Raw genomic sequence first — 7390 nt, forward strand, 5'->3', positions numbered from 1 at the left:
AGCCGCATGCGGTTCCGCTGGGTCTTGATGGGGGAGATGCGCTGCTCCTCCTCGCGGACCTCGTACCCCGACAGCGACGTCGCGGGCAGCGAGGGTGAGAGCGCCCCGACCTCACGCCCGGAGCGGGCCGCCAGGCGCTGGGGGCACAGACGGCGCTGGGGGCACTGGCGGCAACGTCATCCGCGCCTCCAGTGAGTCGAGCGACGCACCGACGGTGTTCGCCACGCCGTCCACCTGGGACTTCATGCCCGTGCGCGCGGTGGTGACCTGCTCCTCGGCGGAAGCGCCCGCGGCCTCCATCTGAGCCTGGGCCGCCTGGGCCCCCGCGTCGACCTGTTGCTCAAGCGCGGGGAGCCGCTCCTTCACCTGGGACTTCACCGCCTCCACTTGCGCGGCCATCTGGTCCTGGATGGCCGAGACTTGCGCGACAGCCTGGTCCCTCGCCGTCCCCACCTGCGTGACGGCGGCGGACACCGCGGCATCCATCTGCGCGCTCGCGGGCTGCACCTGCGCGAGGACGGCCTGCTTCAGCGTGTCGATTTGCTGCACGAGCTGCTGCTGGAGCGTGTCCACCTGCTGGAGGGCCTGGGTCCGCACCGTGTCCACCTGGGTGAGCACCTGCTCCTGGAGCGAGGACATCTGCGTCGCCATCTGCGAGGAGAACGTCCCCAGCTGCGTGGTGATTTGCGTCACCACCTGCTGGATGGACTGCACCGCCGGAGTCACGAGCGGCTTGGGGAGGTTCGCCGCCGGAATCGCATCCAGCAGCGTGCTCACGCGCGTGAGCAGGGCCTCCAGCGAGCCGACGAGCGTCTGATACAGCGTCTGGAGTTGCTCCAGCACCGCGGGCAGCGGCGTGAAGAGCGCCAACACCTGCTCCTTCACCGTGGCCAGCTGCGCCAGGACGGTCTCCAGCGTCGCGAGCGCGGCATTCACCGCCTGCTGCAACGGCTCTCGGATGGCGGCGACAGCGACGACAGCGCCCTTCACCAGGGCATCCAGCGCGTCGCTCGCCTGGGTGATGAGGCCCTCCACCTGGGCCTGAGCGGGCACGACGGCCTTCTCCACCGTCTCCACCTGCGCGAGCAGCGACTCGACCTGCCCGGACATCGTCGTCTCGAGCGTGCCCAGTGACGTCGCCGCGCCTTCACGACTCGAACGAAGCGGCGTACCCACGCTGCCCTCCAGCGCGGTCAACGAGGACGCCATCGACACGGAGGCGCCATCCACCTGGGCGCGCAGCGGGGACAGCTCCTCGCGCAGCCGGGCCGCGTCCGCGTCGTCCTTGCGCGACGCCAGCTTCGCGTCGAGCGCGTCGATGCGCCCCAGGAGCGCCGCGAGCACGGGCTCCAGCTCGGGACGAATCGAGGTGATGAGGGCGTCGATGCCACTGCCCACGGACTCGACGGCCGTGCGCGAGGTGCCCACGCGCGCCGTGCAGCCCGTCCCGCACGACTCCAGGTCACCCCGAAGCTCCGTCAACGTGCCCAGCAATGCCTTCACGGCTCGACCTCCCTCATCACTTGAGTCGCTCCAGCGCGACGCGAGCCTCAGCCGCGGCTCCGTCCAGCGGCGCGGTGCTTCCATTGAGTCCCGACAGGGCACCGTTGAGCGCGGCCCGCGTCTCGGCCACCTTCGCGTTCACCGCCGCCTGCGCGGCTTCCAGCTTCGCCTGCGTCTCCGTCGTGGCGCCGTCCAGCTTCGCCTGCGAGGCGCCTGACGCCGTCTTGTACGCGGCGGTCGTCTCGCCCATGGCGCCGCCCACGCCCGCCGTGAGGTCCGCACGCGCCGTCTCGACTTGCGGCGAGACATCGTAGGTGGACTCGGCGGCGGCGACGCCGGTCTCCTCCTTCGTCCGGAACATCATCACGCCCTCGGCCATGCGCACCGTCTCGGTGTCCGGACCGGAGACTCGGCGCAGGTGCCACACGGGCTTCATGTCCTGGTAGTCGTGGACGATGGACGTCTGACTGGTGTCGTTCTTCCCCAGCAGGATGCCGTCCCCCTGCCCGTCCTGCGGAAGCCGCGCGGCGTCGGCCCAGTCGAGGTGACGGTGCAGCTCCGCCCGGTCGAAGTGCAGCGCCACCAGCACGCGCGCGTTCTTGTACGGCGGGAAGTAGAAGTGTCCGGGGAAGAAGCCCGGCTCGGCCGGCACGCTCACCGCCTTGTTCCACAGCGGCACCGTCACGCGCCACGTGAGGACCGAGGTCTTCTTGTCCTCCGACAGCAGGTAGATGCGGTCCTTCTCCCCGCCTCCGGGGCTGAGCACCTTGCCCTCGACGTGGATGGGATAGCGAGGCGTGCGATGCGCGGGCAGCGTCACCGTCGTGTCCGTCGTGCGCTCCACCAGGAGCGACATCTCCACCGTGAAGCCCGAATCCTTCGTCTGCAACCCCGCGTGAGGCCCCTCGTCGAGCGACCGAGCCTCCAGCGTCAGCTCCACCGCGCGAAGGTCCTCCCCCGTCCCCACCGCCGTGCTGCCCCACCGCACGCCCTCCAGCCGGATTCCCGCGCCGGGATGCACCGCGACGGTGGGGTAGTGGCGGAACGTGAGCCGCATCCGGCGCTGGGGAACGCGCAGGCGAGAGACTTCGAGCGTCTGCCGCTGCTCCACCTGGGAGACGATGGGCGTGCGCACCAGATGATCCTGATGGACCCCCGCGACACCCACGGTCGCCGGGACATCCAGGGTGGAGCTCCGGAGCGCGGAGGCGTTGAGGACCCGAGCCGCGTGCCGGGGCACGGGCGGCATCACCACGTCCACCCGCTCCACCTTCTCCCACGACAGAGGGGCGGCCCTGGCCACGGGCGCCTTGCGACTCAGCAGCGCATAGCGGTCCTTCACGCTGTCATAGGTCCACACGCCGCCCCGGCTCGCCGCCAGCCACGCGACGAAGTCGTGGAAGCCCACGCCCGGCGCGTCCTCGCCCAGCGCGAGACAGATGAGGGGCCGCTTCTCGTCGAGCACGTCCCAGTCACAGTCCAGCGCGAAGGCCCCCGCCGTGTGCTCCGTCAGCAGCGCCGCCAGCGTGAGGTCCGTGCGCAGCTCGGTGGGACGGTGCTGGCGCCAGAGCACCCGCGCCGCGTCCTCGAACCGCACCGTGTAGCGCCGGAAGCTCACCTGGGCCCCGCCCACCGGGCCATGCGTCCGCGCCTCCAGCCCCCGGGAACGCGCCAGCCCATGGAGGGTGAGCGGCTCCGGAGGCGTCGTCGGGACGGGGTAGCCCCCCTTGATGATGGAGAGCTTCACGTCCAGGAGGTCCTGGGTGGAGAACGCGGTGAAGAGGGCCGCGTCGTCCTTCTCCAGTCCGGTCCAGAAGCTCACCGAGGCGGTGAAGCCGTGCGGCAGGAGCTGGACGGAGAAGGCCTCCACCTGCCCCCCCGGGATGACGAAGGTCTGCCCGCCCTGGGTCAGCGTGAGGGACAGCGCGAGTCGTTCCTGGAAGGGCATGCGTCCGCGAGCACTTGCCCGTTCCGTGCCAGCCCCAAGCCGGGCCCCTGGCCCCGGAACCCGGCCCCCCGAGCCCCGCTTGCGGTCCGCGAGGACGCAGCCGCGTTCCACCGGCACGCATGGCGAGACCCCGCCTGGGGTGCTTACGACGCAGCGACCTTGGTACGTGCCTTGCTCTCGGCATCAATCCGGCATGTGTCCGCGGGCAGTCTCCCGCATGAACCCCTTTGTCTGTCATGTGCCATGGGATGCGGATGAGCCGTTGGTGCGCCCGGTGGCAGAGGAGATGGACGCTGGCGGCCCTGCTGCTGGCGCAGGTGGCTCGCGCCCAGGAGCCCGCGGCCCTTCCAGCCTTCGTCCTGGAGCGCCTGGAGGTGAATCCGGGCCCCGGTCCCCTGGCGACGGGCGGCGGCACCGTGCTGCGCGACGGTGAGCTGCGGGTGATGGTGCTCGGTCACTATCAGCACGAGCCGCTGACCTTGAACGTCAAGGGAGAGAGCACGCCCCTGCTGCGCAGCCGCTCGACGGGCGTGTTCGCCGTCGCTTGGGGCCTGAGCTCCCGGCTCCAGCTCGACGCGCGACTGCCCGTGATGACCCAGCGCGAGGGAGATGACCTGGCGTCGCAAGGGGTCATCGCCCCCACGCGACATGGCGTCGGGGCGCCCCGCGTGGGAGCCCGCGTGGGCATCTTGCGCACGGAGGAGGACGACTCCGTGGACCTGGCCGCGGAGGTGGGAGTCAACCTGCCCTTTGGCACCAATGGGGCGCTGGCTCGAGCGGCGGACACGAGCATCCTCACGAGGGTGATGGTGGGAGGAAGGCTGGGCAACAACTTCGCCCCGTCCTTCGAGATGGGCGTGCTGCTGCGCCCCACCGCCGTCATCGAGGTCCCCAGGCTGGAGTCGCGTGAGCTGGGCAGTGAGCTTCGGATTGGCGCGGGGTTGATGACGGTGGGCGCGCCGCTGCGAGCGGAGCTGGCGCTCAACGCGGGCCTCTCCTGGAAGCAGGCGCGAGGCGCGGTGGAGCTGCTGGGAGGCGCGCGCTATGCGCCTCGGGACGGCGTGGAGTTGTTCGCGCTCGGCGGCCTGGGCTTCGGCGCGGAGCCGGGCATTCCCCTCTTCCGGCTGCTCGCGGGCGTCTCCTTCTCCTACATGCTGGGGGAAGACACGCGGCCGGACACGGACGCGAGCATCGTCCACGAGTCGGTGCCCCTGCCCACCCCGACGCGGCGCGCGAACGAATACCAGAGCAACCAGGGTTCGATGATTCCGATGCCCGGAGAGATGTCGCCCATCGCGAACGTGTCGAGGGACCGCTTCGTGCTCGAGGGCAAGGTGTACTTCCGGTCTGGCAGCACGGAGCTGCCCGCGGAGTCGGCTGACCTGGACCGCGCCGTGGAGATGCTGCTCACGAATCCCGCGGTGAAGATGATGACGGTCGACGGTCATACGGATGACTCGACCGCGGAGACGTTCAACCCCCGCCTGGGCCGCAACCGCGCCGAGGCGGTGTGGCGCTACCTCGTGGAACACGGGGTGGCCCCCAACAAGCTGCGGCTCCGGAGCTACGGCCCGGAGCATCCCGCTCAAAGCAACAGCACCCCCGAGGGCCGGGAGCGAAACCGCCGGGTTGAGCTCCTCCTCATGCTGCCGACGACCACGGAAGCCACGCCATGAAATCACTGGGATGGATTCACCTTCTGATCTGCACCTTGGCGCTGGGCGCGCTTCCCGCATTCGCGGAGTCGGATGTCTTCGGACTGGGCGCGGGACGTGACGAGGCGCTGACCGTCCACGCTCATGAGAGCCGGGTCATCAACAGCTATGCGGCGGTGACGGCGTCCCTGAACAAGGGGGACCACGAGCTTCGCGTCGACGCCCCCGAGGGCTTCGCGGCGGGCGATCTGGTGATGGTGTTGCAGACGCTGGGCGTCGGTCCCGTGCGGGCCTCGTCCGTGGCCACGTTCACGTTTGGCCCTCGGGAGCAGAGCCCGGAGGGAGTCTGGGAGCTGGCGCGGGTGGCGCGGGTGCGAGGCGACGTGCTGACGCTGACCCGGCCCCTGCTGAATGACTTCGTGCCCCTGTCCACGCAGGTCATCCGAGTCCCGGAGTACACGAGCGTCACCATCCATCCCACGGGCGAGCTGAAGGCCCGGAGCTGGAATGGCACCTCGGGTGGCGTGGTGGCCTTCCTGGCCTCCGGCACGCTGCACAACGGCGGCGTCATCACCGCGAGCGGCGCCCTGCTCCGCCAGCAGCCCCTGGGCGACGGCGGCGTCGTCTTCTTCCGGGCGCGCAAGCTCACGGGCGCGGGGCGCATCGAGGCCAACGGGCAGGCGTTGCCGTGGGACCTGGGCACCGAGGGCGGTGGCGAAGGAGGACGCATCTCCGCGCGACTGGTGGAGAGCGCGGATTGCGAGGCGCTGATGGCCCAGGGAGGGCCCGGGGTGGCGTCGGAATCCTTCGGCGCCGGGGAGGGCTTCGGCCCTGGAGCGGGTGGCAAGGTGCTGCTCCAGGCGGGCACCCTGACGGGCTGCCCCGTCCTCGTGACGGGTGGCGAGAACGCCTCGGGCACCGCGGGGATGAGCGTGGGGGAGCCGGGTGACGTCACGCTGGTGGACCACGCGCTCGTCATTCCGAGGACGCCGGTCATCACCACGCCCGGCGACGGCCAGGCGCTGACGGTCTTGACGAAGGTCGTCACGGGCACGGGAGACCCCGGTGCCACCGTCTTCCTGCGAATGAGCAACGTGGAACGTCCCGCCACACCGGAGTGGGAGTTTCCCGCCACGCAGGTGGGAGCCTCTGGAGACTTCTCCGTCCGTGTGCCGACGAGCCTCGATGACGGCATCTACTCGCTCACCGCCCACGCTGAGTTCGAAGGGCTGAGCAGCCTTTCGAGCGACCCTGTCTACTTCACCTTGGAATCCCTTCTGGCCCCGGCAGCGCCAGTGATTCAGACGCCCGTCGAGGGCGCCTCGGTGGGCACCGCCGGCACGGCCTTCGTCGGTACCGCCGAAGCCAACAGCACCGTGACGGTCCGCGTGGATGGCACGGTCATCGGCACCCCCGTGGCCGAGGCCGACGGCGACTGGTCGCTACCCGTCAACACCACGCTCGCCGAGGGGAATCGCACGCTCACCGTCACCGCCACCGACGGAGCTGGCACCACGGGCCCCGCCGCGACGCGCTCCTTCTCCGTGGACAAGACCGCCCCCATCGCCCCGGTGATCCAGACGCCCGCCTCGGGCGCCTTGGTGGGCACCGCCGGCACGGCCTTCATCGGCACCGCTGAAGCCAACAGCACCGTGACGGTCCGCGTGGATGGCACCCTCATCGGCACCCCAGTGGCCGAAGCTGACGGCGACTGGTCGCTGCCCGTCAACACCACGCTCGCCGAGGGGAATCGCACGCTCACCGTCACCGCCACCGACGCGTCTGGCAACACGGGCCCCGCCGCGACGCGCTCCTTCTCCGTGGACAAGACCGCCCCCATCGCCCCGGTGATTCAGACGCCCGCTTCGGGCGCCGCGGTAGGCATCGCCGGCACGGCCTTCGTCGGCACCGCTGAAGCCAACAGCACCGTGACGGTCCGCGTGGATGGCACCCTCATCGGCACCCCCGTGGCCGAGGCTGACGGCGACTGGTCGCTGCCCGTCAACACCACGCTCGCCGAGGGAGCACGCACGATGACCGTCACCGCCACCGACGCGACTGGCAACACGGGCCCCGCCGCGACGCGCTCCTTCTCCGTGGACAAGACCGCACCCATCGCCCCGGTGATTCAGACGCCCACCTCGGGCGCCTCGGTGGGTATCGCCGGCACGGCCTTCATCGGCACCGCTGAAGCCAACAGCACCGTGACGGTCCGCGTGGATGGCACCCTCATCGGCACCCCCTTGGCCGAAGGCCGACGGCGACTGGTCGCTGCCCGTCAACA

General features: G+C 70.6%; 4 protein-coding genes. 2 read left to right on the forward strand and 2 right to left on the reverse strand.

All coding sequences use genetic code 11. The features are described 5' to 3' along the window. Nucleotides 1-111: 111 nt before the first annotated feature. Both ACN469_RS28640 and ACN469_RS28645 read right to left on the reverse strand, forming a co-directional pair. On the reverse strand, nucleotides 112-1503 hold the full coding sequence (locus tag ACN469_RS28640; RefSeq protein WP_498772837.1) for a hypothetical protein: 1392 nt from the start codon (nucleotides 1501-1503) through the stop codon (nucleotides 112-114). A gap of 16 nt (nucleotides 1504-1519) precedes the next feature. Beyond that, nucleotides 1520-3451, reverse strand: coding sequence for a hypothetical protein (locus ACN469_RS28645; RefSeq protein ID WP_498772838.1), 1932 nt, complete (start codon nucleotides 3449-3451; stop codon nucleotides 1520-1522). 254 nt (nucleotides 3452-3705) lie between these two features. On the opposite strand from ACN469_RS28645, the gene ACN469_RS28650 reads away from it, so the two are divergent. Next, on the forward strand, nucleotides 3706-5127 hold the full coding sequence (locus ACN469_RS28650) for an OmpA family protein (protein ID WP_498772839.1): 1422 nt from the start codon (nucleotides 3706-3708) through the stop codon (nucleotides 5125-5127). Continuing rightward, nucleotides 5124-7390: Ig-like domain-containing protein (locus ACN469_RS28655; protein ID WP_498772840.1), on the forward strand; the 2267-nt coding region annotated here is incomplete at its 3' end. The genes ACN469_RS28650 and ACN469_RS28655, both read left to right, overlap by 4 nt.

The sequence above is a fragment of the Corallococcus terminator genome (assembly GCF_049194865.1).
Classification (GTDB): Bacteria; Myxococcota; Myxococcia; order Myxococcales; family Myxococcaceae; genus Myxococcus; species Myxococcus terminator_A.